Source organism: Streptomyces sp. CRCS-T-1 (assembly GCF_024442335.1).
GTDB lineage: Bacteria > Actinomycetota > Actinomycetes > Streptomycetales > Streptomycetaceae > Streptomyces > Streptomyces koelreuteriae.
The window spans coordinates 2,352,447-2,373,974 of sequence record NZ_CP101651.1 but is presented as its reverse complement, the minus strand read 5'-3'; the positions used below and the strand labels follow the sequence as shown (position 1 = coordinate 2,373,974).

Annotated in this window: 20 protein-coding genes and 1 riboswitch; of the genes, 14 read left to right on the top strand and 6 right to left on the bottom strand. The window is 70.4% G+C overall.

What is annotated here, in order from left to right; translation table 11 throughout:
• Position 1: 1 nt before the first annotated feature.
• The 4 genes from NNW99_RS10380 to gcvT form a co-directional block, all read right to left on the bottom strand.
• Positions 2-1,369, bottom strand: a complete 1,368-nt coding sequence (locus tag NNW99_RS10380) for an L-serine ammonia-lyase (RefSeq protein ID WP_215118410.1) — start codon at positions 1,367-1,369, stop codon at positions 2-4.
• Between the two features lie 115 nt (positions 1,370-1,484).
• Complete coding sequence (glyA, locus tag NNW99_RS10375; RefSeq protein WP_215118409.1) at positions 1,485-2,747, bottom strand: serine hydroxymethyltransferase; 1,263 nt, start codon at positions 2,745-2,747, stop codon at positions 1,485-1,487.
• A gap of 14 nt (positions 2,748-2,761) precedes the next feature.
• Positions 2,762-3,139: a glycine cleavage system protein GcvH gene (gcvH, locus tag NNW99_RS10370; RefSeq protein WP_215118408.1), complete on the bottom strand. Its 378-nt coding sequence runs from the start codon at positions 3,137-3,139 to the stop codon at positions 2,762-2,764.
• Positions 3,140-3,295: 156 nt separating this feature from the next.
• Positions 3,296-4,471 carry a glycine cleavage system aminomethyltransferase GcvT gene (gene gcvT, locus NNW99_RS10365; protein ID WP_370869127.1) on the bottom strand — a complete coding sequence of 392 codons (1,176 nt, stop codon included), beginning with the start codon at positions 4,469-4,471 and terminating at the stop codon, positions 3,296-3,298.
• A gap of 120 nt (positions 4,472-4,591) precedes the next feature.
• A riboswitch (glycine riboswitch) is annotated at positions 4,592-4,693 on the bottom strand.
• A 182-nt stretch (positions 4,694-4,875) separates the two neighbouring features.
• Here gcvT and NNW99_RS10360 point away from each other — a divergent pair.
• From NNW99_RS10360 to NNW99_RS10310, 10 genes are all read left to right on the top strand, one after another.
• Complete coding sequence (locus NNW99_RS10360) at positions 4,876-5,544, top strand: AAA family ATPase (protein ID WP_215124223.1); 669 nt, start codon at positions 4,876-4,878, stop codon at positions 5,542-5,544.
• Between the two features lie 653 nt (positions 5,545-6,197).
• Positions 6,198-6,986, top strand: coding sequence for an enhanced serine sensitivity protein SseB (locus NNW99_RS10355; RefSeq protein WP_215118406.1), 789 nt, complete (start codon positions 6,198-6,200; stop codon positions 6,984-6,986).
• A gap of 163 nt (positions 6,987-7,149) precedes the next feature.
• Positions 7,150-7,950: an enhanced serine sensitivity protein SseB C-terminal domain-containing protein gene (locus tag NNW99_RS10350; RefSeq protein ID WP_215118405.1), complete on the top strand. Its 801-nt coding sequence runs from the start codon at positions 7,150-7,152 to the stop codon at positions 7,948-7,950.
• Positions 7,951-8,280: 330 nt separating this feature from the next.
• The gene (locus NNW99_RS10345; RefSeq protein WP_215118404.1) at positions 8,281-9,279 is read left to right on the top strand and encodes an ABC transporter permease; all 999 of its coding nucleotides are present in this window, start codon (positions 8,281-8,283) and stop codon (positions 9,277-9,279) included.
• A gap of 8 nt (positions 9,280-9,287) precedes the next feature.
• Entirely contained in the window at positions 9,288-11,054 is a 1,767-nt protein-coding gene (locus NNW99_RS10340; RefSeq protein ID WP_215118403.1) for an ABC transporter substrate-binding protein, read from the top strand.
• Between the two features lie 91 nt (positions 11,055-11,145).
• On the top strand, positions 11,146-12,156 hold the full coding sequence (locus NNW99_RS10335; protein ID WP_215118402.1) for an ABC transporter permease: 1,011 nt from the start codon (positions 11,146-11,148) through the stop codon (positions 12,154-12,156).
• Entirely contained in the window at positions 12,153-13,235 is a 1,083-nt protein-coding gene (locus NNW99_RS10330) for an ABC transporter ATP-binding protein (protein WP_215118401.1), read from the top strand. Before NNW99_RS10335 ends, NNW99_RS10330 begins: the two co-directional genes overlap by 4 nt.
• Positions 13,232-14,368 carry an ABC transporter ATP-binding protein gene (locus NNW99_RS10325; RefSeq protein WP_215118400.1) on the top strand — a complete coding sequence of 379 codons (1,137 nt, stop codon included), beginning with the start codon at positions 13,232-13,234 and terminating at the stop codon, positions 14,366-14,368. The genes NNW99_RS10330 and NNW99_RS10325 overlap by 4 nt, the downstream gene beginning before the upstream one ends.
• Positions 14,369-14,432: 64 nt before the next feature.
• Positions 14,433-15,107, top strand: a complete 675-nt coding sequence (locus NNW99_RS10320; RefSeq protein ID WP_215118399.1) for a trimeric intracellular cation channel family protein — start codon at positions 14,433-14,435, stop codon at positions 15,105-15,107.
• Between the two features lie 451 nt (positions 15,108-15,558).
• A complete protein-coding gene (locus NNW99_RS10310) occupies positions 15,559-16,419 on the top strand; it encodes a thioesterase family protein (RefSeq protein WP_215118398.1) in 861 nt (286 codons plus the stop codon).
• Between the two features lie 597 nt (positions 16,420-17,016).
• Here the strand turns inward: NNW99_RS10310 and NNW99_RS10305 are convergent.
• Positions 17,017-17,655 carry a TetR family transcriptional regulator gene (locus NNW99_RS10305; protein ID WP_215118397.1) on the bottom strand — a complete coding sequence of 213 codons (639 nt, stop codon included), beginning with the start codon at positions 17,653-17,655 and terminating at the stop codon, positions 17,017-17,019.
• 115 nt (positions 17,656-17,770) lie between these two features.
• Between NNW99_RS10305 and NNW99_RS10300 the strand changes: the two genes are divergently transcribed.
• The 3 genes from NNW99_RS10300 to NNW99_RS10290 all read left to right on the top strand — a co-directional run bounded on the left by NNW99_RS10300 (position 17,771) and on the right by NNW99_RS10290 (position 19,601).
• Positions 17,771-17,938: a hypothetical protein gene (locus NNW99_RS10300; protein ID WP_184598666.1), complete on the top strand. Its 168-nt coding sequence runs from the start codon at positions 17,771-17,773 to the stop codon at positions 17,936-17,938.
• A gap of 65 nt (positions 17,939-18,003) precedes the next feature.
• The gene (locus NNW99_RS10295; protein WP_215118396.1) at positions 18,004-18,270 is read left to right on the top strand and encodes a DUF4190 domain-containing protein; all 267 of its coding nucleotides are present in this window, start codon (positions 18,004-18,006) and stop codon (positions 18,268-18,270) included.
• 161 nt (positions 18,271-18,431) lie between these two features.
• Positions 18,432-19,601: a cysteine desulfurase family protein gene (locus tag NNW99_RS10290; RefSeq protein WP_215118395.1), complete on the top strand. Its 1,170-nt coding sequence runs from the start codon at positions 18,432-18,434 to the stop codon at positions 19,599-19,601.
• Positions 19,602-19,638: 37 nt separating this feature from the next.
• Here the strand turns inward: NNW99_RS10290 and NNW99_RS10285 are convergent, their stop codons facing one another.
• Complete coding sequence (locus tag NNW99_RS10285; RefSeq protein ID WP_215118394.1) at positions 19,639-20,304, bottom strand: N-acetylmuramoyl-L-alanine amidase; 666 nt, start codon at positions 20,302-20,304, stop codon at positions 19,639-19,641.
• A gap of 60 nt (positions 20,305-20,364) precedes the next feature.
• Between NNW99_RS10285 and mnmA the strand changes: the two genes are divergently transcribed.
• On the top strand, positions 20,365-21,495 hold the full coding sequence (gene mnmA, locus NNW99_RS10280; protein ID WP_215118393.1) for a tRNA 2-thiouridine(34) synthase MnmA: 1,131 nt from the start codon (positions 20,365-20,367) through the stop codon (positions 21,493-21,495).
• The last annotated feature ends 33 nt before the right edge of the window (positions 21,496-21,528 follow it).

Here is a 21,528-nt window from a genome sequence, read left to right as displayed (position 1 = left end):
CTCAGCACTCGATGATGTTCACCGCCAGCCCGCCCCGGGCCGTCTCCTTGTACTTCACCGACATGTCCGCCCCGGTGTCCTTCATCGTCTTGATGACCTTGTCGAGGGAGACCTTGTGGGAGCCGTCGCCGCGCATGGCCATGCGGGCGGCGGTGACGGCCTTGACCGCGGCCATGCCGTTGCGCTCGATGCAGGGGATCTGGACCAGCCCGCCGACCGGGTCGCAGGTGAGGCCGAGGTTGTGCTCCATGCCGATCTCGGCGGCGTTCTCGACCTGCTCGGGGGAGCCGCCGAGGACCTCGGCGAGGGCGCCCGCGGCCATCGAGCAGGCGGAGCCGACCTCGCCCTGGCAGCCGACCTCGGCGCCCGAGATGGAGGCGTTCTCCTTGAACAGCATGCCGATCGCGCCCGCGGCGAGCAGGAAGCGGACCACGCCCTCCTCGTCGGCGCCCGGCACGAAGTTGACGTAGTAGTGCAGCACCGCCGGGATGATGCCGGCCGCGCCGTTGGTGGGGGCGGTGACGACCCGGCCGCCGGCCGCGTTCTCCTCGTTGACCGCCATCGCGTAGAGGGTGATCCACTCCATGGCGAGGGCCTTCGGGTCGCCCTCGGAGCGGAGCTTGCGCGCGGTGTTCGCGGCGCGGCGGCGGACCTTCAGGCCGCCCGGCAGGATGCCCTCGCGGGACATGCCGCGCGCCACGCACGACTGCATCACGCGCCAGATCTCCAGCAGACCGGCCCGGATCTCCTCCTCGGTGCGCCAGGCGCGCTCGTTCTCCAGCATCAGCGCCGAGATGGACAGGCCCGTCTCCTCCGTCAGGCGGAGCAGCTCGTCGCCCGTGCGGAAGGGGTACTTCAGGGCGGTGTCGTCGAGTTTGATGCGGTCCGCGCCGACGGCCTCCTCGTCGACGACGAAGCCGCCGCCGACCGAGTAGTAGGTCTTCGTCAGCAGCTCGGCGCCCGAGGCGTCGTACGCCCACAGGGTCATGCCGTTGGCGTGGTAGGGCAGGGCCTTGCGGCGGTGCAGGACCATGTCGTCGTCGAAGGAGAACGCGATCTCGTGCTCGCCGAGCAGATTCAGCCGGCCGTCGGTCTTGATCGCCTCCACCCGGTCGTCGGCCTTCTCCACGTCGACCGTGCGCGGCGAGTCGCCCTCCAGGCCGAGCAGGACCGCCTTGGGCGTGCCGTGGCCGTGGCCGGTGGCGCCGAGGGAGCCGTACAGCTCGGCACGGACGGATCCGACCGACTCCAGCAGCTCCTCGTTGCGCAGCCGCCGGACGAAGAGGCCGGCCGCGCGCATCGGGCCGACCGTGTGGGAGCTGGACGGGCCGATGCCGATCGAGAACAGGTCGAAGACCGAGATGGCCACGGGAACTCCTGACTACGGGGGTGGTGCAGTGGGGCCGGGCGCCGCGACCGCTTGTGGCGGGCGCGGCGCCCTGAAAGGTTTCTTCGCTCTTGTGCAGGTGTTACTTGTGCGGGTGCTACTTGTTGAGGCCCGGGTACAGCGGGTGCCGGTCGGCGAGGGCCTTCACCCGGGCCTTGAGCGCGTCCGAGTCGTAGGACGGCTTCAGCGTCTCGGCGATGACGTCCGCGACCTCCGCGAAGTCCTCGGCCGTAAAGCCCCGGGTCGCCAGGGCCGGCGTGCCGATCCGCAGACCGGACGTCACCATCGGCGGGCGCGGGTCGTTCGGGATCGCGTTGCGGTTGACCGTGATGCCCACCTCGTGGAGGCGGTCCTCGGCCTGCCGGCCGTCCAGCTCCGAGTGGCGCAGGTCGACCAGGACCAGGTGCACGTCCGTGCCGCCGGACAGGACGTCCACACCCACGGCCCGGACGTCGTCCTTCACCAGACGCTCGGCCAGGATGCGGGCACCCTCCAGCGTACGGCGCTGGCGCTCCTTGAAGTCCTCGGAGGCCGCGACCTTGAACGAGACCGCCTTGGCCGCGATCACATGCTCCAGCGGACCGCCCTGCTGACCGGGGAAGACAGCCGAGTTGATCTTCTTGGCGAGCTCGGACGTGGAGAGGATCACACCGCCGCGCGGGCCGCCCAGCGTCTTGTGGGTGGTGGTGGTCACCACGTGCGCGTGCGGAACGGGGTTCGGGTGCAGGCCCGCCGCCACCAGCCCGGCGAAGTGCGCCATGTCGACCATCAGGTACGCGCCGACCTCGTCCGCGATCCGGCGGAACTCGGCGAAGTCCAGCTGCCGCGGGTAGGCCGACCAGCCCGCGACGATCAGCTTCGGCCGGGACTCCTTCGCCAGCCGCTCCACCTCGGCCATATCGACCCGGCCGTCCTCGCCCACGTGGTAGGCGACGACGTCGTAGAGCTTGCCGGAGAAGTTGATCTTCATGCCGTGGGTCAGGTGCCCGCCGTGCGCGAGGTTCAGACCCATGATGGTGTCGCCCGGCTTGAGCAGCGCGAACATCGCGGCGGCGTTGGCCTGGGCGCCGGAGTGCGGCTGGACGTTGGCGTGCTCGGCGCCGAACAGCTCCTTGACGCGGTCGATCGCGATCTGCTCGACCACGTCGACGTGCTCGCAGCCGCCGTAGTAGCGGCGGCCCGGGTAGCCCTCGGCGTACTTGTTGGTGAGGACCGAGCCCTGCGCCTCCATGACCGCGACCGGGGCGAAGTTCTCCGAGGCGATCATCTCGAGCGTGGACTGCTGCCGGTGCAGCTCGGCGTCGACCGCGGCGGCGACGGCCGGGTCGAACTCGTGCAGGGACGTGTTCAGGACGGACATACGGCTACGACCTCTCAGCCGGCGGAGAAGGCGGTGTACTCGTCGGCGGAGAGCAGGTCGCCCGGCTCGTCCGTGACGCGCACCTTGAACAGCCAGCCGCCCTCGAAGGGGGCCGAGTTCACCAGGGACGGGTCGTTCACCACGTCCTCGTTGACCTCGGTGACCTCGCCGGAGACCGGGGAGTAGAGGTCGGAGACGGACTTGGTCGACTCCAGCTCGCCGCAGGTCTCGCCGGCGGACACGGCGTCACCGACCTCGGGGAGCTGGACGAAGACGACGTCGCCGAGCGCGTTGGCCGCGTGCTCCGTGATGCCGATCGTCGAGACGCCGTCCTGGGCGCCCGACAGCCACTCGTGCTCCTTGCTGTACCGCAGCTCATTGGGGTTGCTCATGGCCTGGATTCTCCTGTACGCGCGGGAGTGCTGATGTATGTCGAGGAATGCTTGTGCATGCCGGTGAAGGGGACCGCTGGTGAGCGGGGGTGAGACGGCCCGGGACCGCGGTGGCGGCCCGCGCGCCGGTGCCTGCTTCTGGCGCTGGGCCAGTCTCTACTTCTGGCGCTTGTAGAACGGCAGCGCCACGACCTCGTACGGCTCGTGACTGCCCCGGATGTCCACGGCCACACCGGGTGTGCCGGGAGCCGCGTGCGCGGGGTCGACGTACGCCATCGCGATCGGCTTGCCGAGCGTCGGGGAGGGCGCGCCGGAGGTGATCTCGCCGATCACCTCACCGCCGGTGACGACCGGGTACCCGGCTCGCGGGACCCTACGGCCCTCGGCGACGAGGCCGACCAGGACGCGGGGCGGGTTCTGCTCGGCGCGCGCGGCGGCCTCGGTGAGGGCCTCGCGGCCGACGAAGTCGCCCTCCTTCTCGAACTTCACCACCCGGCCGAGCCCGGCGTCGAAGGGCGTCAGGGAGGTGCTCAGCTCGTGCCCGTACAGCGGCATGCCCGCCTCCAGGCGCAGCGTGTCGCGGCAGGACAGCCCGCACGGGACCAGGCCGGCGGCCTCGCCCGCCTTGGTCAGGGCCTGCCACAGCTCGACCGCGTGCTCCGGCTTCACGAACAGCTCGAAGCCGTCCTCGCCGGTGTACCCGGTGCGGGCGATCAGCGCCGGGACGCCCGCGACGGTGCCGGGCAGGCCGGCGTAGTACTTCAGGCCGTCCAGGTCGGCGTCGGTGAGGGACTTCAGGATCCCCGGGGACTCGGGGCCCTGTACGGCGAGCAGTGCGTAGGCGTCCCGGTCGTCGCGCACCTCGGCGTCGAAGCCGACGGAACGTTCCACCAGGGCGTCCAGGACCACCTGGGCGTTGGAGGCGTTGGCGACGACCATGTACTCCTGCTCGGCCAGCCGGTAGACGATCAGGTCGTCGAGGATGCCGCCGTCGGCCTGGCAGATCATGGTGTAGCGGGCGCGGCCGGGCTTGACCCCGCCGATGTTGCCGACCAGCGCGTGGTCGAGCAGGGCGGCGGCCCCGGGGCCCGTGACGGTGATCTCGCCCATGTGGGAGAGGTCGAACAGCCCGGCCTTCGTGCGCACGGCGTTGTGCTCGTCGCGCTCGGAGCCGTAGCGCAGGGGCATGTCCCAGCCGGCGAAGTCGGTCATCGTCGCGCCGAGGGCACGATGCAGGGCATCGAGCGCGGTGTGGCGGAGTTCTCCTGTACTGCTCACGGTCGGTCGTCTCCCAAGGCATAAGGCATGACGGGCGAGGTCGTTCCTCCCCATCTGTCATCGGAACCTGAGAGGTTCGCCATGACCGCGCAGGTCATCGGCTTGCACCTTGGGTGGGGCCACGCCGCTTCCCCGGACTCCGGAGGAAGGGTGCGGCCCGCTTTTCAGATGTGCCTCGCCCGCGCGGTAACGGGGCCTGAGAGATTCAAGGGAGGGACTTGCTCCTTCGGCGCCCCAGTGGTGAAACGGTGCTGGGGACTCTCCCGCGCGGATTCAAACGGCCGGTATGCAGTTGGCGGGCACATCATTGCACGCATCGTCGCGGGGTGGCAGGGGGACCACCCTGTAGCAGGGCTGTTGCAGGAAGAGGACTAAAACCAGAGACATCGGGCATTACCTTCTCTTTACACTCGGCGGGCATGGGACTCCGTACCTGGCCCCAGGGGAGGACGATCACGGTGAACAGGACCACCGCGTACGCCACGACGTCGGGCATCGCGCTGCCCGAGCAGCCGGCCGCTCCGGTGCGTGCGGTCTGCGGCCCGCAGCCCGCGCCGGTCGTCCGCGATCTGCGCGAGCGCGCCGGCCGCGGCCCGCACGCGCTGCTGTTCGGCTCCCGCGACATCGTCGTGGTCACGGGCCTGCCCGGCAGCGGCAAGTCCACGCTGATGCGGCGCACCGTGCCGGGCCGGCGCATCGACTCCCAGGACACCCGCGACCACTGGGACGGCCGCATGCCGCGCGCCCTGCCGTACGCGGTCTACCGCCCGCTCGTCCGCCTCGCCCACTACGCCGGGCTGCGCCGCGCCCTGCGCACCGGTGAGGGCGTCGTCGTGCACGACTGCGGCACCCAGGCCTGGGTCCGCCGCTGGCTCGCCCGCGAGGCCCGCCGCCGGGGCGGCACGCTCCACCTGCTGATGCTCGACGTCACCCCCCAGCAGGCCCTGGCCGGCCAGCGCGACCGCGGCCGGGGCGTCTCGCGCTACGCCTTCCTGCGCCACCGCGCCGCCACCACCCGCCTCCTCCACGAGGTCGAACGCGGCGAACTCCCCACCGGCTGCGGCTCAGCCATCCTCGCCGACCGCGACGCAGCAAACACCCTCCACCGCATCGCCTTCACGGGCTGACGCCCCGGGCGCACGGGGCTGCGTTCACGGCCCGACTGTGGTGGGCACGGGCCGGCTGTCCAGGGCTGGGGGTTGTGGTTCATGGGGCCGGTGATCCGGGGCCGGGGAGTTGTGGTTCGGGCCGGTGACCCGTGTGCACGGGGCGGTGCCGTCGGCCGGGCGTCCGGGAAGAAGGGGCCGTCCGCCGACCCCGCTGTGCGCAGGGGGGCCGGCGCGCGCCGGGGAGCACAGGCCGTCCGCGTGCGGCCCCGTGCAGCGGGCCCGCGTCCGCGGTTGGTGAGCCCGGAGGCGGGGGCGGCGGCGCGGCGGTCGGCGATCCGTGTGTATAGGACAGGCATCCGCGCGGTCGTCTGCGCCGGACAGCCCAGCCCATCCGCATTCCGGCCCTGAGCCGTGTGCACGCGGCAGGCGCCTGCGGTCGGTGCGCCGCGCACAAAGCCCGTCCGCCCGCAGCCCCGGCCGTGTGCCCGCGGCACGCATCCACGGTCGGAGCACCCCCCACACACAGCCCGTCCTCCCGCCAGGATTCGGCAGGCCCGGGGCCGCCGTCCGGCCACCCCCGTCACCAGTCATGCTTCACGGGGTGGCAGCCCCCCGTTCCCGAGCCGCTAGCCTTTCAGTCACAGCAGTGGTTTCAGGCAGGCGGTAGGCAGATGGACTTCCCGGCGGACTTCTCCGCGGACTTCCCGGCGCAGACGCAGACACACCCGCACGGCGGATGGCCCGGCAACGAGCTGGAGGAGGTGCTCTCGGCCTCCCTCGGTGCCGGGCCGTCCGCCGGCGGGCGGATCGTCGAGGTGCTCGGCCGGAGCTTCGTGTGGATCCCGCTGCCCAGCGGCGGCGGCCCGCAGAGCGGCCCCCTCGATCTCCCCGGCATCGAGATCGAGGGCCAGGCGTACGTGCCGGTGTTCAGCTCCGAGGAGCAGTTCCGCCAGGTCGTCGGCTCGCACATGTCGTACACCATCGCGCCCGCCGTGGAGTTCGCCCGCGGTCTGCCCCCGCACGCGGGGATCGCCATCAACCCCGGCGGCGTCGTCGGCGTCCCGCTCCCGCCGCCGGCCGTCGCCGAGCTGTGCCGGGCCGGCCGGACCCCGCTGGACGGCCCCGCGAGCGGCGGACGGGTCCGCCTCTTCGAGCCCGACTGGCAGGACGACCCGGTGGACTTCCTCGCCGCCGCCTCCGCCGAGTTCGAGGCGATCGGCGTCGTCGTCACCGCCCGCCGCTGCCTCGCCGCGATCGAGACCGCCGACCCGGTGATGTTCGTCGGCGTCGAACTCTCCCAGTGGGAAGGCGACCTGCGCGCCCTCCCGCTGGACGCCCTCACCCGCGCGGTCACCGAGTCCCCGGCCCCCTGGCCCGTCAACCTGGTGCTCCTGGATGTGGCGGAGGACCCGGTGGGCAATTGGATGAAGGACCGGGTCCGGCCCTTCTTCCAGCGGTAGGTCAGGCACCTCAGGGGCGCGGGGCTGTGACACTATGCGGCTCCGCCGCGTGGGGGCGACGAGCCACATACGAACCGCACTCGCGAACCGGCACCAATCTCCGGGCACCTGCGCGGGCTTAAGCTAGGTCACGGTCGAGGCGTTGTACGAAGGGGCGGTAAAGGTGAGCGCGAGCGGCACGGCCGCGGCCGGACAGGTCGAGCACATGCTGCGCCAGGTCACGCCCGGGCGTTATGACGCCTATGAGGCCCTCCTGCGCGCGCTCGCGACCCCCCACAGCGGCCAGATCTGGATGCTCCTGTGGCAGGGCCAGGCCGGATCCCCCGACGCCCAGTACGGAAACATGGAGGTCGAGGGCCACGGCTACGCCCCCTGTGTGACCTCCGCGCAGGAGCTCTCGGCCAGCGGCTGGAACCGCAGTTACGAGGTCGTCGACGGCATCGACGTGGCCCGCGCCCTCTACCCCGACCACTACGGCCTCTGGCTCAACCCGCACGCCCCCGGCGGCGGCGTCGGCATCCCCTGGCTCGACCTGCGGCGGATCGCCACGGGCCTGGACCGCCAGCCCGCCGGACCCCTGCGGCTGTCCGAACCGGCCATCGAGATCCCGCAGTTCTACGCCCTGCTCGCGCAGAACGCCCACCGCACCCCGGCCGTCCGCTCACTGCGCCGCGCCTGGGTCCAACCCGCGCTCGGGGCGCCGTATCTGGCCATCGGACTGGACGTCTACGACACCTCGCCGCCGGCCGTGGACTCGGTGCGCGCGATGATGCAGCAGTCCCTCGGCGCCGTACCCGACGGGCTCCCCGTCTCGACCGTCGCGATGTCCGACGAGCACGACCCGGTCGCCATGTGGCTGCGCGCCGGCGCACGCCCCTTCTACGACCGTGAGGCCCACGCCACCGCCCCCGTCCAGGCGCCGGCTTCGGGCTACGGATACCCCCCGGTCCAGGGCAGGTACTGACTCCGCCCCCAGGTCCCTCAAGGCCGTCCCCGAACGCGACGACCTTTCAACTCTCCGCGCGTAGATAAGGGTAAAAAGGGCGGCTGCGTCCTAATATGCCCCTGACGTTGCGCGTCCGACCCCTGCTACCCGCTGTCCGGATAACGGAACCTCGCAGACAGCATCACGTTTACGCATCCTTTCATCGCCAAGTCTGGCAACAGATCGCCAAAGCGTTGAAGACTCCCCGCAAGACACGGGCCGGGTCGGTCTCGTGTACGAGACAAACAAACCGCTACAGCGGCAGCCAGGGGGTCGGCCATCGCCGGCCCGAGAGGGGTCAATCGCACCGTGACCGCACCGATCGAGACCACCGGGGCGGAAGCCGGAGCACAGCCCGAGGCCGTGCTCGCCGGGGTCAAGAAGAGCCAGATCGAAGGGCGCTCGCTCACTCAGATCGCCTGGATGCGCTTCAAGCGGGACAAGGTGGCGATGGCGGGAGGCGTCGTCGTCATCCTGCTCGTCACGATGGCGGTGCTCTCCAAGCCGATTCAGTGGATCTTCAACCTCGATCCCAACAAGTTCAACCAGGACCTCATCGACCCCGCTCTGCTCGCCCCCAAGGGCGGCTGGGGAGGCATGAGTTGGGACCACCCGCTCGGCGTGGACCCCCAGTACGGCCGGGACATGCTCGCCCGCATCATCGACGGCTCCTGGGTCTCCCTGCTGGTCGCGGGCGGCGCCACGCTGCTGTCCGTGTGCATCGGCACCGTGCTCGGAGTCGTCGCCGGGTACTACGGCGGCTGGATCGACAGCGTCATCAGCCGGATGATGGACACCTTCCTGGCGTTCCCGCTGCTGCTGTTCGCCATCTCGATCTCGGCCTCGGTGCAGGACGGCTTCTTCGGTCTCGACGGACTGTCCCTGCGCATCTGCGTGCTGATCTTCGTGATCGGCTTCTTCAGCTGGCCGTACATCGGACGCATCGTGCGGGCGCAGACCATGACCCTGCGCAAGCGGGAGTTCATCGAGGCCGCCACGAGCCTCGGAGCGCGCGGTCCGTACGTCCTGTTCCGGGAACTGCTCCCCAACCTCGTCGCGCCGATCCTCGTCTACTCGACGCTGATCATCCCGACGAACATCCTGTTCGAGGCCGCGCTGAGCTTCCTCGGCGTCGGTATCGCTCCGCCGCAGGCCTCCTGGGGCGGCATGCTCAGCAACGCTGTGGATCTCTACACGGCTGATCCGCAGTACATGTTCGTGCCCGGACTGGCGATCTTCATCACCGTCCTGGCCTTCAACCTGCTGGGTGACGGGCTGCGTGACGCCCTCGACCCTCGCAGCAAGTGATCCATCGAATGAGGGGGCTTCCTCAGGTGAAGACGAGAAGGGTGACCGCCGGCGTTGCGTCGGTCCTGGCACTGTCGCTGGGTGCTGCCGCGTGCGGCGGCGGAGGTGACGACAACGACGGGGGAGGCAACGGCAAGAAGGACGCCGCGCTGAACTCGATCGTCAACGCGTCGAGCAAGAAGGGCGGGACGGTCTCGTACGAGCACTCGGACGTGCCGGACTCCCTCGACCCGGGCAACACGTACTACGGCTGGGTGCAGAACTTCTCCCGCCTCTACGGCAGAACGCTCACCACGTTCAAACCGGCGGCGGGCAAGGAAGGCCTGGAGGTCGTGCCGGACCTCGCCGAGGGCCTCGGCAAGTCCAGCACGGACGCCAAGACCTGGACGTACAAGCTGCGTACGGGTGTGAAGTTCCAGGACGGCACCCCGGTGACGTCCAAGGACGTGAAGTACGCCATCGAGCGTTCCAACTTCGCGCCCGAGGCGCTGTCCAACGGCCCGACGTACTTCAAGGCGTACCTGGACGGCGGCGACAAGTACAAGGGCCCGTACAAGGACAAGTCCGCCGAGGGCATCAAGTCCATCGAGACGCCGGACGACCAGACGATCGTCTTCAAGCTGAAGCAGCCGTTCGCCGACTTCGACTACCTGGCGACGTTCTCGCAGACGGCCCCGGTGCAGCAGTCGAAGGACACCGGCGCGAAGTACGTGCAGTCCATCCAGTCCACGGGCCCGTACCAGTTCCAGTCCTACGAGGAGGGCCGCGGCGCCACCCTCGTGCGCAACCCGCAGTGGGACGCGAAGACGGACCCGATCCGCAAGGCTCTGCCGGACAAGGTCACGATCAAGTTCAAGGTCAACCCGGTGACGGTCGACAACGACCTGCTCTCCGACAAGATCACGGCTGACGCGGCCGGCACGGGTGTGCAGCCGCAGACCCAGCCGAAGGTCCTGCGCGGCCCGAAGGCCAACCAGACGGACAGCTCCTACGCCGGTGCGACGCAGTACATCGCGCTGAACGTGAACGTGAAGCCGTTCGACAACGCCGACTGCCGCAAGGCCGTTCAGTGGGGCCTCGACAAGCAGTCGGTGCTCGACGCCATGGGCGGTTCGCCGAAGGGCGACGTGGCGACCACGCTGCTGCCGCCGTCGGTCAACGGCTACACCAAGTTCGACACCTACGCGACCGAGGGTCACAAGGGTGACGTGGCCAAGGCCAAGGCGGCGCTGAAGGCGTGCGGCAAGCCGAACGGCTTCAACACGATCCTGACGGCCCGTTCCGACCGGCCCGCCGAGGTCGCGCAGGCCACGGCCGTCCAGGCGTCGCTGAAGAAGATCGGCATCAACGTCGAGATCAAGCAGTTCCCCTCCGGCAAGTACTTCTCCAACTTCGCCGGTGTCCCGAGCTACGTCCACGACAACAAGCTCGGCATGCTCTCGATGGCGTGGGGCGCCGACTGGCCGACCGGCTACGGCTTCCTCGACCAGATCATCAACGGTGCGGCCATCAAGCCCTCGGGCGGCAACAACCTGATGGAGCTGGACGACCCGAAGATCAACAAGGCCCTGACGGACGCGATCGCCAACACCGACGACGCGGCCCGCACCAAGGCCTGGGGCGACATCGACAAGATGGTGCTCGACAACGCCTCGGTCGTTCCGATCATCTACCGCAAGAACCTGCTGCTCAGGCCGACGTCCGCGGCCAACGTCACGGTCACGCAGGCCTACCTCGGCATGTACGACTACCTGCTGATGAGCTCCGCGAAGTAAGCCAGCAGGCCGGATCCTTTCGAAAGGCAGGTGAAGGCACCGGGTGGCCGCGTCGGACGATCCCGCCGCGGCCACCCGGGGCCGTACAGCTGTGGCTGCGTACATCCTCCGACGCGTCATGGGCGCCGTGCTGTTGCTGCTGGTGGTCAGCGCAGTCACTTTCGCCATCTTCTTCCTGGTTCCCCGCATCGGGGGCCAGACGGCCGACCAGTTGGCCACCCAGTACGTCGGCAAGGACGCGAACCCCGAGTCCGTCGCCGCGATCAAGCAGAACCTCGGCCTGGACCAGCCGGTCTACGTCCAGTACTGGGACTTCATCAAGGGCATCGTGATCGGCGCCGACTACAAGTTCGGTCCCGACGCGACGCACTGCAGCGCACCCTGCTTCGGGTACTCCTTCAAGAACCACGTCGAGGTGTGGCCCCAGCTTCAGGAACGGATCCCCGTCTCCTTCTCGCTGGCCGTCGGCGCCGCGGTGATCTGGGTGGTCTTCGGTGTCACGACCGGTGTGATCTCAGCGCTGCGCAAGGGCAAGCCCATCGACCGCATCGCCATGTTCATCGCCCTCTCCGGCGTCTCGCTCCCGATCTTCTTCACCGGCCAGATCCTGCTCGCGCTCTTCGTCTACGAGATCCCCATCTGGGACAGCGTCGACTACGTCCCCTTCACCGAGAACCCCGCGGAATGGGCCTGGCACCTGATCCTGCCCTGGGTCAGCCTCGCCTTCCTCTTCTCGGCTCTCTACGCCCGGCTCACCCGGGCGGGCATGCTGGAGACGATGGGCGAGGACTACATCAGAACGGCCCGGGCCAAGGGTCTGAAGGAGACCACGGTCGTCGCCAAGCACGGCCTGCGCTCCGCGCTGACCCCGATCGTCACGATCTTCGGCATGGACTTCGGTCTGCTGGTCGGCAGCGCGGTGCTCACCGAGACGGTCTTCTCGCTGCAGGGCATCGGCGCCTACGCCATCCAGTCCATCCAGCAGAACGACCTGCCCATCATCATGGGTGTGACCATGGTCGCCGCGTTCTTCATCGTCTTCTGCAATCTGATCGTCGACCTGGTGAACGCCGCCATCGACCCCCGGGTGAGGTACTCGTGAGCAAGCTCGACAAAGCCGCTCTCGGCGAACCGGACCCCGTCGCCCCGTCCACCGCGGACGACGTGTTCCTGTCCGTACGGGATCTGCGCATCCACTTCGACACGGACGACGGTCTGGTCAGGTCGGTGGACGGCGTCAGCTTCGACGTGCGCAAGGGCAAGACCCTGGGCATCGTGGGCGAGTCCGGCTCCGGCAAGTCCGTCACCTCCCTCGGGCTGATGGGCCTGCACCGCTCGGCCCGTGCCAAGGTCTCCGGCGAGGTGTGGCTGGACGGCCAGGAGCTGATCGCGGCCGACCCCGACGAGGTACGGCGGCTGCGCGGCCGGAAGATGGCCATGATCTTCCAGGACCCGCTGTCGGCGATGCACCCCTACTACTCGGTCGGACACCAGATCGTCGAGGCGTACCGGGTCCACCACGACGTCAGCAGGAAGGCCGCCAAGCAGCGGGCGGTCGAGATGCTCGACCGGGTCGGCATCCCCGAGCCGGCCAAGCGCGTGGACGGCTACCCGCACGAGTTCTCCGGCGGTATGCGCCAGCGCGCGATGATCGCCATGGCGCTGGTGAACAACCCCGAGCTGCTCATCGCCGACGAGCCGACCACCGCCCTGGACGTCACCGTGCAGGCGCAGATCCTCGATCTGATCCATGATCTGCAGAAGGAGTTCGGCTCCGCGGTCATCATGATCACCCACGACCTGGGTGTGGTCGCCGAGATGGCCGACGACCTGCTGGTCATGTACGGCGGCCGGTGCGTGGAGCGCGGTTCCGCCGAGGACGTGTTCTCCGAGCCCCGGCACCCCTACACCTGGGGTCTGCTCGGCTCGATGCCGCGTATGGACCGGGAGGAGACCGACCGGCTCATCCCGATCAAGGGGGCTCCGCCCTCCCTCATCAACCTCCCGTCCGGCTGCGCCTTCAACCCGCGCTGCCCGTACGCGGACCTCCCGAAGGACAACGTCACCCGCACGGTCCGCCCCGAGCTGACCGAGGTCGGCGGCGGTCACTGGGCCGCCTGCCACATGACCCAGGAGCAGCGGGAGCGTATCTGGACCGAAGAGATTGCGCCGAAGCTGTGAGCGACGAGAAACCGGTGACCAAACCGGACACCAGCGGGGCCACCCTCACCAAGGACTCCGCCGCCGACGGCGAGATCCTGCTGAAGGTCACCGGCCTGCAGAAGCACTTCCCGATCCGCAAGGGCCTGCTCCAGCGGCAGACCGGCGCGGTGCGCGCCGTCGACGGCATCGACTTCGAGGTCCGCAGCGGCGAGACGCTCGGCGTCGTGGGCGAGTCGGGCTGCGGCAAGTCCACCATGGGCCGGCTGATCACCCGGCTGCTCGAACCGACCGGCGGCTCGGTCGAGTTCGAGGGCAAGGACATCACACACCTCGGCACGAGCGATCTGCGCCCGATGCGCCGTGATGTGCAGATGATCTTCCAGGACCCCTACTCCTCGCTGAACCCCCGGCACACGATCGGCACGATCGTCGGCGCCCCCTTCAGGCTCCAGGGCGTCGAGCCCGAGGGCGGCGTGAAGAAGGAGGTCCAGCGGCTGCTGTCGGTGGTCGGCCTCAACCCCGAGCACTACAACCGCTATCCGCACGAGTTCTCCGGCGGCCAGCGCCAGCGCATCGGCATCGCCCGCGCGCTCGCGCTCAACCCCAAGCTGGTCGTGGCCGACGAGCCGGTCTCCGCGCTGGACGTGTCGATCCAGGCGCAGGTGGTGAACCTGCTGGACGACCTTCAGGAGGAACTGGGCCTGACGTACGTGATCATCGCGCACGACCTGTCGGTCGTCCGGCACGTCTCGGACCGGATCGCGGTGATGTACCTCGGCAAGATCGTCGAGCTGGCCGATCGCGACAAGCTGTACAAGTCGCCGATGCACCCGTATTCCAAGGCCCTGCTGTCGGCTGTGCCGATACCGGATCCGAAGCGCCGGGGCACCAAGAGCGGGCGCATCCTGCTCAGGGGCGACGTGCCCTCGCCGATCGCCCCGCCGAGCGGCTGCCGTTTCCACACCCGGTGCTGGAAGGCGACCCAGATCTGCAAGACGACCGAGCCGCCGCTCAAGGAGCTGCGGGCCGGGCAGCGCGTCGCCTGCCACCACCCGGAGAACTTCGAGGACCAGCAGCCGCAGGACACCGAGCTGCTGATCTCGGCCCACAAGGCCGCCGCGGAGAAGACCACTCCCTCCGTCGAGAAGTGATTCCGCCCGAGCCCCCGCCCCTCACTCGGGGGGCGGGGGCTCGGCCGTGGGTAAAAATGTTCGGGTGCTCCAGGAACTCTTCACCCCGTCCGTCCAGCACTCGCTCGAGCTGATCGGCATCTTCGTCTTCGCGATCTCCGGCGCCCTGCTGGCCGTCCGGAAGAACTTCGACGTGTTCGGCATGGCCGTCCTCGCCGAGGTCACCGCACTGGGCGGCGGTCTCTTCCGCGACCTGGTCATCGGGGCGGTGCCGCCCGCCGCCTTCACGGACCTGGGGTACTTCCTCACCCCGCTGCTCGCCACCCTCCTCGTCTTCTTCCTGCACCCCCATGTGGAACGCATCCAGGTCGCCGTGAACGTCTTCGACGCGGCCGGCCTCGGCCTGTTCTGCGTCGCCGGGACGACGAAGGCGTACGAGTACGGGCTCGGCCTGACCGCCTCCGCGTGCCTGGGCATGGCCACCGCGGTGGGCGGGGGAGTGCTGCGGGACGTGCTCGCCAACGAGGTGCCCTCCCTGCTGCGCTGGGACCGCGACCTCTACGCGGTCCCGGCGATCGTCGGCTCCACCATCGTGGTGCTGTGCATCCGGTACGACGCCCTGTCCCCGCTGACCAGCGCCCTCGCGGTGATCACCGGCTTCGTCCTGCGGCTGCTCGCGATGCGGTACCACTGGCGAGCCCCGCGGGCCTGGCACCGGCGGTCCACGGTGAGCGAGGAGGAGGAGCCCGTCCTGCCGTGACGGGCACGCGGCCCGTCATCGCCGTCAGCCACATGCACGGTCGTCGGGGCCTTCGCGGCGTGCTCGAGCGCCACGGCGTCCTCGTAGCCGTCGTGCGGCCGGCCGGAGAGGCACAGCGCGAGCCGCGGCGGGACGGGCGCCTCGCGGAGCAGCGTGTACGGGTCGTTCCCCGGCACGCAGGGCGGGGCTCCGCGCGGCGAGCGAGTCGCGCTCGCCCAGCCCCCGGGGGCGGACCGCCTTCGCCGAGCCGGGGTAGCCGGGCAGCAGCTCGACGCCGGTTCAGCGCGATACCGCCCGTGCCGTCGGCGCCCAGATCGGCCGCCTGCCGCACATGGTCGCCGGTGCCGAACAGGTCGTCCCACTGAGAAGTTGCCCATGTCTCACCAAGTCGGGGGCGCGGGCCGAGCGAGAAAAGCTACCGCTTAGTAGTCGGTTCTTGTACTGTTCAGCCATGCCAGAAGCAGCCACCGCCCCGGACGTCCGGGCCACGATCGGCGACAGCGAGTTCGACCGCGACACCGCGCTCACCCCCCGTGCGCCCGGCGTCTACGACATCGACCTCTCCGCCGGCTGGACGATCATCAGTGCCGTCAACGGCGGCTATCTGCTGGCCGTCCTGGGCCGCGCGCTCGCGGACGCCCTGCCGCATGCCGACCCGTTCACCATCTCGGCGCACTACCTGACCGCATCCCAGCCCGGCCCGGCGGTCGTCCGCACGGACCTCGTCCGCACCGGCCGCACCCTGTCGACCGGCCAGGCCTCCCTCTTCCAGTACGACGACGAGGGCCGCGAGGTCGAACGCATCCGCGTCCTCGCCTCCTACGGCGACCTGGACGCCCTGCCCGACGACGTCCGTACGACGGCCCAGCCGCCCGCGATCCCGCCGATGGAGCACTGCTTCGGCCCCGAGGACGGGCCGGCCCCCGTCGACGGCAGCTCGGCCATCGCCGACCGTCTGATGCTCAAGCTGGACCCTTCGACGCTGGGCTGGGCCCTCGGGCAACCGTCCGGCAAGGGCGAGATGCGCGCCTGGTTCGGTCTCGCGGACGGCCGCGACCACGACCCGCTCTCCTTGCTGCTCGCGGTGGACGCCCTGCCGCCCACCGCCTTCGAGATCGGGCTGAAGGGCTGGGTCCCCACCGTCGAGCTGACCGTGCACGTCCGCTGCCGCCCGGCACCGGGCCCCCTGCGCGTCTCGATCACCACACGCAACCTCGCCGGCGGCTTCCTGGAGGAGGACGCCGAGGTCTGGGACAGCGCCGACCGCCTGGTCGCCCAGTCCCGGCAGCTCGCCCGGGTCAGGCTCGGCTGAATTTTGCCTCACTGACAGGCAGATCACAGGGCGTCCCGAGGGGAGTCCTGAGCGGCGTTGGTTGAGTGCTCGCCTCAGGACTTCCTCATCCTCCCTGGAGCTGTCTCTCATGAAGCGTGCCCGTCTCCTTCCTGCCGTGGCCCTGCTGGCGTTGTCGCCCCTCGCTCTGGCGGCCTGCGGCTCGGGTGACTCCTCGTCGTCCTCGAACAGCGGCGGCGACTCCGGACAGCAGCAGGCGTGCCAGGCGCCGTCGGGTGCGCCTTCGGGGGCTCCGTCCGGTGCGCCGTCGGGCGCCGCTTCCGGGGGTTCGAAGCCATCGGGTATGCCGTCGGGTACGCCGTCCGGGGCGCCTTCGGGTGCGCCCAGCGGTGCGCCAGGCGGCGCTCAGGGCGGCCCCGGCGGTGGCCAGGGCGGCGGCTGCGGCGGGCCGGGCGGCGGTGGTCAGGCCTCGGGCGGGCAGGGGCAGCAGACCCCGCAGGCGCAGAAGGAGCAGTAGGCGTAGAGGGTACGGAGGGGCCGACGGGACCCTCCGGGATACGACAGGGGCGGCGTGCTCGGCGAACGGGCGTGCCGCCCCGGTGCGTTGTGCGCGGGAGGTCAGTCCAGCCAGTGGTGGCGGCCGAGGCCGATCAGCCGCATCTGGCGGGTCGCCACCTGTGTGACGTGCCGCGTCCGCTCCGCACGCTCCTTCTCCGGGCCCTCCAGCGCCTCCAGGAAGAGCGACGCCGTGATCAGCATCTGGTCGACGTAGAGGTGCGCGAGCATCAGCAGGTCGTCCTCGGTCCACCCCTCGGACACCGAGTCCTTGGCCAGCTCCTCCTTGACCTCCTGGGCGAAACGCACCAGTTGCTCCCGTATCGCCTCCCGTACCGGCTGGACTCCGCCGTGCCGTTCACGGGCGATGAATCGGACATGCGCGGGGTACCCGTCGACATGACGGGCAATCAGCTCGATGGCGCGGGTGATGCGTTCCTCGTGGTCGCCGGTCGTGGACACCGTCGTCCGGATCATCGGGTGCAGGCTGCCCAGCGCCTCCTCGACCAGGGCCACGCCCAGATCCGCCGTGGAGCGGAAGTGGCGGTAGAAGGCCGTCGGGGCGACACCGACGGCGCGCGTGACCTCGCGCAGCCCCAGGCTGCTCAGGCTCTGCTCCTCCAGCAGCCCCAGGGCCGCGTCCAGGAGTGCCTGCCGGGTCTTCTGTTTCTGGGCCTGCCGGATGCCGAGGGTGTGACTCATACCATGCAGTTAACAACTGTTCTCTGGAATTGAAAAGTCATAGGAGACGCTAGACTGGGAAGTCAGTGAACAACTGTAACCACAACCGTTCACCGAAACCCTGGGGGCTGTACCCATGCTGTTCATCGTCGCCGCGCTCCTGCTGCTGGGAGTCGTGCTGGGCACCGTGGCCCACGCGCCGCTCACCTTCTCCGTCGCCGCCGGCGTGGTCATCGCCGCCTGGCTCGGCATCTTCGCGATCCGCGAGCGCCACAGCCGCCGGCGTCACACGCAGGCCCACTGACCCGGGCCCACCGGCTCAGGCCCGCCGACCACCGTTCCCTTCGACCCGACTGGGAGTCGACCATCATGCAGCTCACCGCTCCGGCCTCGCGCCGCACCGGTATCCGCGACACCGACGGCATGGCCGTCGCGTCCTTCATCCTCGGCCTGCTCGGCCTGCTCGTCCTCAACCTCTTCCTCGGCCCGATCGCCATCGCGCTCGCCAGCATCGCCCTGTGGCGCGGCACCGAGCGCCCCGGCCGCGCCTACCTCGGCCTCGGCCTGGGCATCGCGGACCTGCTGGTCCTGGCGGCGTTCATGGAGTTCGACAGCTCGATCTCCTGGAGCTTCTGAGCCGCACTCCTGAGCCGCTGAGCCGCCGTCGGACGACCGTGCGCCGGCACGGCGCGGCCGAGCCCGTGGACGACGGGCGGCAGCCGCGCGGGAAAGCGGTTCACGTTCGGCCAACCTTGCTCTGAGGCCCGTGGAACCGGAGCCGTAGAATCGGGCTCACCATGGCTTACCTCGACCACGCCGCGACCACCCCGATGCTTCCGGAGGCGGCAGAGGCGCTCACCGCGCACCTGGGTGCCACCGGCAACGCCTCCTCCCTCCACTCATCCGGCAGGCAGGCCCGCCGTACCGTCGAGGAGGCCCGCGAGACCCTCGCCGAAGCCCTCGGCGCCCGCCCCAGCGAGGTCGTCTTCACCTCGGGCGGCACGGAGGCCGACAACCTCGCCGTCAAGGGCCTGTACTGGTCACGCCGCGACGCCGACCCGGCCCGCACCCGCGTCCTCGCCAGCCCCGTCGAGCACCACGCCGTCCTCGACGCCGTCCACTGGCTCGGCGAACACGAGGGCGCCACCATCGAGTACCTGCCGGTCGACGCCCACGGCCGTGTCCAGCCGGACGCCCTGCGCGAGGCGATCGCCCGTAACCCCGACGACGTGGCCCTCGCCACCGTCATGTGGGCGAACAACGAGATCGGGACGATCCTGCCGATCCGCGAACTCGCCGATGTGGCAGCGGAGTTCGGCGTCCCCCTGCACTCGGACGCCGTCCAGGCCTTCGGCCAGATCCCCGTGGACTTCGCCGCCTCCGGCCTCGCCGCGATGACGGTCTCCGGCCACAAGATCGGCGGCCCCTACGGCATCGGCGCCCTGCTCCTCGGCCGCGAGCACGCCCCCGTACCGGTCCTGCACGGCGGCGGCCAGGAACGCCATGTGCGCTCCGGCACCCTCGACGTACCCGCCATCGCCTCCTTCGCGGTCGCCGGACGGCTGGCCGCCGAACAGCGCGAATGGTTCGCCCGCGAGGTCGGCGCCCTGCGCGACACCCTGGTCACCGCCGTCCGCTCGGCCGTGCCGGACGCGATCCTCGGCGGCGACCCCGCGCCGGAGGGCCGCCTCCCCGCCAACGCGCACTTCACCTTCCCCGGCTGCGAGGGCGACTCCCTCCTCCTCCTGCTCGACGCCCAGGGCATCGAATGCTCCACCGGCTCCGCCTGCACCGCCGGCGTCGCCCAGCCCAGCCACGTCCTCCTCGCCACCGGCACCGACCCCGACCTCGCCCGCGGCACCCTCCGCTTCTCCCTCGGCCACACCTCCACCGAGTCCGACGTCAAAGCCCTCGCGAAGGCCATCGGCCCGGCGGTGGAACGGGCGCGGGCGGCGGGGCTGACGTAGCGCGGCGGGACCGACGTAGCGAGCAGGGACCGGCCGGTCAGGCCGGTGCCGTGCGCGCCCGCTTCACCAAGCGCATGTACTTGTCCCAGTCCCAATGCGGCCCCGGATCCGTGTGGTCCGTGCCCGGGACCTCCACGTGGCCGATGATGTGCTCGCGGTCGACGGGTATGTCGTAGCGCGCGCAGATGCGGGCCGTGAGGCGGGCCGAGGCCTCGTACATCTCGTCCGTGAAGTCCTGGGGGCGGTCCACGAAGCCCTCGTGCTCGATGCCGACGCTGCGTTCGTTGTAGTCGCGGTTGCCCGCGTGGTACGCCACGTCCAGCTCGCGGATCATCTGCGTGACGTGCCCGTCCTGGCGGACTATGTAGTGCGTGGCCGCCTGGTGCCCCGGGTCCTGGAAGGCCTTCACCGCGCTGTCGAAGCTGCCCTGCGTGACATGGACGATCACCATGTCTATGCCGAAGTCGTCCGGGCGGTCCGCCCGCCGCCAGTTCGCCTCCGACGCCGCCACCCAGCGGGCGCCCGTGTAGTCGACCTCGCCCGCCTTGCGCGGCTTCTCGACGCCGGGAGTCCGCCACCACAGGCGCGCGAGCTCGTCCCGGGCCAGCGCGGCCGTGCCCGCCGCTGCCGCCGCCCCGCCGATCAGCAGCGCGCGACGCCCGACCTTCCGGTCGCCGTCCTTCGAAGCCTTCCGCTGTCCCATGTGATCGTCAACGGATACTCGTGAGCCCTGGTTCCCGCGCCCCCGTACCCTGGAAGGGCTATGACTGAAACCCCGCAGCGCTCCCGTCCCCTCCGCGTCCTGGCCGCCATGTCCGGCGGAGTCGACTCCGCCGTAGCCGCCGCCCGCGCGGCCGAGGCCGGTCACGATGTGACCGGCGTCCACCTCGCGCTCTCCGCCAACCCCCAATCCTTCCGGACGGGCGCGCGCGGCTGCTGCACCATCGAGGACTCGCGCGACGCCCGCCGCGCCGCCGACGTCATCGGCATCCCCTTCTACGTGTGGGATCTCGCCGACCGCTTCCGCGAGGACGTGGTCGAGGACTTCGTCGCCGAGTACGAGGCCGGCCGCACCCCCAACCCCTGCCTGCGCTGCAACGAGAAGATCAAGTTCGCCGCCCTCCTCGACAAGGCGCTCGCGCTGGGCTTCGACGCGGTGTGCACCGGCCACTACGCCAAGGTCGTCACCCTCGCCGACGGCACCCGTGAGCTGCACCGCGCCTCCGACATGGCCAAGGACCAGTCGTACGTCCTCGGCGTGCTGGACGACCGGCAGCTCGCCCACGCGCTCTTCCCCCTCGGCGACACCCTCACCACCAAGGACGAGATCCGCGCGGAGGCCGAGCGCCGGGACCTCGCGGTGGCCAAGAAGCCCGACTCCCACGACATCTGCTTCATCGCCGACGGCGACACCCAGGGCTTCCTCGCGGACCGGCTCGGCAGGTCCGAGGGCGACATCGTCGACGAGTCCGGCAACCGGATCGGCACGCACGAGGGCGCGTACGGCTTCACCATCGGACAGCGCAAGGGCCTGCGCATCGGCACCCCGGCCCCCGACGGCAAGCCGCGCTACGTCCTCGACATCTCCCCGGTGGACAACACGGTCACGGTCGGCCCGGCCGCCGCGCTGGACGTCAGCGCCCTGACCGCGATCAAGCCGCGCTGGTGCGGCGCCGCCCCCACGGGCCCCGGCACCTACACGGCCCAGCTGCGCGCCCACGGCGGCGAGACCGAGGTGAGCGCCGAACTCGTCGACGGCTCCCTGGAGGTCACCTTCACCGAGCCGGTCCGCGGCGTCGCCCCCGGCCAGGCGATCGTGCTGTACGACGGCACCCGCGTGGTGGGCTCGGCGACGATCGCCTCGACGACCCGGGCGACGGCGGGCGTGGCCTGACGGAGTCGACCGACGGCGTCGGCCTGACGAGGC

What these genes read in the sequence shown, in the direction of transcription:
- NNW99_RS10355 (WP_215118406.1), top strand. Translation starts at nt 6,198, where the DNA reads ATGGACTTCCCGGCGGACTTCTCCGCGGACTTCCCGGCGCAGACGCAG.
- gcvT (WP_370869127.1), bottom strand. Translation starts at nt 4,471, where the DNA reads ATGGGGAGGAACGACCTCGCCCGTCATGCCTTATGCCTTGGGAGACGA.
- NNW99_RS10310 (WP_215118398.1), top strand. Translation starts at nt 15,559, where the DNA reads ATGCCAGAAGCAGCCACCGCCCCGGACGTCCGGGCCACGATCGGCGAC.
- gcvH (WP_215118408.1), bottom strand. Translation starts at nt 3,139, where the DNA reads ATGAGCAACCCCAATGAGCTGCGGTACAGCAAGGAGCACGAGTGGCTG.
- NNW99_RS10340 (WP_215118403.1), top strand. Translation starts at nt 9,288, where the DNA reads ATGAGGGGGCTTCCTCAGGTGAAGACGAGAAGGGTGACCGCCGGCGTT.
- glyA (WP_215118409.1), bottom strand. Translation starts at nt 2,747, where the DNA reads ATGTCCGTCCTGAACACGTCCCTGCACGAGTTCGACCCGGCCGTCGCC.
- NNW99_RS10295 (WP_215118396.1), top strand. Translation starts at nt 18,004, where the DNA reads ATGCAGCTCACCGCTCCGGCCTCGCGCCGCACCGGTATCCGCGACACC.
- mnmA (WP_215118393.1), top strand. Translation starts at nt 20,365, where the DNA reads ATGACTGAAACCCCGCAGCGCTCCCGTCCCCTCCGCGTCCTGGCCGCC.
- NNW99_RS10285 (WP_215118394.1), bottom strand. Translation starts at nt 20,304, where the DNA reads ATGGGACAGCGGAAGGCTTCGAAGGACGGCGACCGGAAGGTCGGGCGT.
- NNW99_RS10300 (WP_184598666.1), top strand. Translation starts at nt 17,771, where the DNA reads ATGCTGTTCATCGTCGCCGCGCTCCTGCTGCTGGGAGTCGTGCTGGGC.
- NNW99_RS10305 (WP_215118397.1), bottom strand. Translation starts at nt 17,655, where the DNA reads ATGAGTCACACCCTCGGCATCCGGCAGGCCCAGAAACAGAAGACCCGG.
- NNW99_RS10290 (WP_215118395.1), top strand. Translation starts at nt 18,432, where the DNA reads ATGGCTTACCTCGACCACGCCGCGACCACCCCGATGCTTCCGGAGGCG.